This is a genomic window from Wolbachia endosymbiont of Pentalonia nigronervosa (assembly GCF_014534705.1).
GTDB lineage: Bacteria > Pseudomonadota > Alphaproteobacteria > Rickettsiales > Anaplasmataceae > Wolbachia.
In genome coordinates this window covers 1-2,029 of sequence record NZ_JACVWV010000131.1, presented here as the reverse complement: position 1 = coordinate 2,029, position 2,029 = coordinate 1, and the positions used below count along the sequence as shown (strand labels likewise).

The window sequence follows — 2,029 nt, the reverse complement described above, 5'->3', positions numbered from 1 at the left end:
GGAATCAGACGTGCTGATAGTGATACTAAAGTTGACCCAAGTGGTCCATATAAAATAGCCTTTAAAGCTAAAGCCCCACCTCGAGCCAAAGCTAATCCGTAACCAAAACTCACTGCTGCAATCTTAGCAAGAATCAAAACTGAAATTATGCCCATGATTCCTCCACTAAGAATTGGACACTTTTCTGCAATCCAAGCTACACCTGTGGTTATATACCTTAAAAAGTTACTTATCAACTTTAAGGGCGGTAACATTACTGAGCCTAAGTTCATTCCTACTTCTGCTATTGTATTTTTAAGTAGCTGTAAGTTATTTGCCGTAGTACTTGCGCGATTGTCAAATTCTTTTTGCATGGATTTGTCACGATCTTTTTCATCAGCTAAAAGAGCTATGGCTTTTTTATATTCTTTTAGGCTTCCAACTAGGAGTGCTATATCATCTTGATATTCTTGGTCAAAGAGGTTGAGAAGAATTTGAGAACGTTCCTGTTTATCTACTTTTTCTAAAGTTTCAAAAAAATAAAGTAGAGCGTTTTCCCCGTTTTGAGCAACTTTTTGTGACATTTCCTCTGCGGTTATGCCTATCGATTCCAATGCTGCTTTAAACTCCTTTCCTTGTCCTTCAGCAGTTTGAAGTTTAGAAAGCAGAGCATTTATAGCAGTTGCTGCTTTTTCAGGTTGTTTACCTAAGCTAATGAAAGCATTTGCTAAACTACTCGTCTGATTAATATCCAAGCCAAATTGTTTTGCATTACCACCCACTCTAGCCAATGCTTCTACCATATCTTTTGCCTTAGCAGCAGTATTATCTGAAAGGTGATTTATAACGTTACCTACTCCTTCCATCTCTTCCACTGCAATTCCATAAATGTTAGAGAGTTTAGCTATAGAATCACCTGCTTCTTTGGCTGACATATCAAATGCCGTGGACATTTTAGCTACTATTTTTGTAAATGAGAAAAGTTTTTCTTTTGCAATACCAAGCTGGCCACCACTTGCAGCTATTTTTGCTAACTCTGCAGCCGATAGTGGTATTTCATGGGATAATTTTTTTAGATTCTCACTAAATTTATTAATTTCATCATCACTCTCAAACTTTACTACCTTCTTAACATCAGCCATAGCACTCTCAAAATCAATGGCAATTTTAATTGGTGCTGCAAGTGTTAGTCCTAGACCTATGGTCTCCATTACTTGTGATCTATAATATGCTTTTTTGCTAAAATACTTTGCTGGTCACGTATTACAGATCCAAGTTTACTGTATTTTCCTTTCAGCATTTCAATAGATGAACCAAGTTTAGTTTGATCCATTACTAGAGATCTAATACCTTTTCCACTTTTCCTGACTTCCTCATTTAAAGCATGCAAAGCATCTCTCTTTTTTAAATATGCTTCTTTTGCTTTTACTGCTGAAGCTTTAGCCTTATCAAATTCTGCTTTTAAAGTTTTGCTAGGTTTCTCTACTGCTTTTATCTGTTGAGCTAAAGATTTTACTTGATCCTCAGATTCTTTCCAGGATTTCTTGGCATTAAAAACATCGTGACCTAACTGCTTAAATTTTGATACTGACTTCATTGATGAGTCAAGCTGCCTTATACTATTACCAAGCTGAGAAAGCTTTGCTGCACTACCTGTCATTGCATCATTAAAATTGCCATCTAACGTTGCACCTATTTTTATTGAAAGTATTGACATTTTTTTGCTACTCCTTTACTTATTTCCAGCCACGATAAAAATTCATTTACATCCATATTAGTAATCTGCTCAATTCCACTACCTGAAACAGAACTGAGCAGCAGCACATTATACTTCAAATTTTCTGTTCCAGCGGCGACAAAAAATCTTTTAGTACCTTTTGTATTTCCACGTAATCTTTAATACATAGATCTTCAACTACTTCTTTTGGTACAGATGTTAAGTTAGCAATTAAAGCCACTTCTTTCAAAGCTTCTCCTTCTATACGTTCTATAGCAAGTAAATCTCTTACTTTAGGTTCACGTATCGATAACTCTGATACAGAAATTCCAT

General features: G+C 35.7%; 2 protein-coding genes and 1 pseudogene. All 3 read right to left on the bottom strand.

Translation table 11 applies throughout. From position 1 onward, the window contains the following. Positions 1-1,696, bottom strand: a pseudogene (locus IC220_RS07235) (phage tail tape measure protein); the annotation flags it as partial. After that, positions 1,678-1,815, bottom strand: a complete 138-nt coding sequence (locus IC220_RS07230; RefSeq protein WP_188153757.1) for a hypothetical protein — start codon at positions 1,813-1,815, stop codon at positions 1,678-1,680. The pseudogene IC220_RS07235 and the gene IC220_RS07230, both read right to left, overlap by 19 nt. After that, positions 1,812-2,029, bottom strand: a 218-nt coding sequence (locus tag IC220_RS07225; protein ID WP_188153756.1) for a phage tail assembly protein, incomplete at its 5' end; no start/stop codon positions are given. The genes IC220_RS07225 and IC220_RS07230, both read right to left, overlap by 4 nt.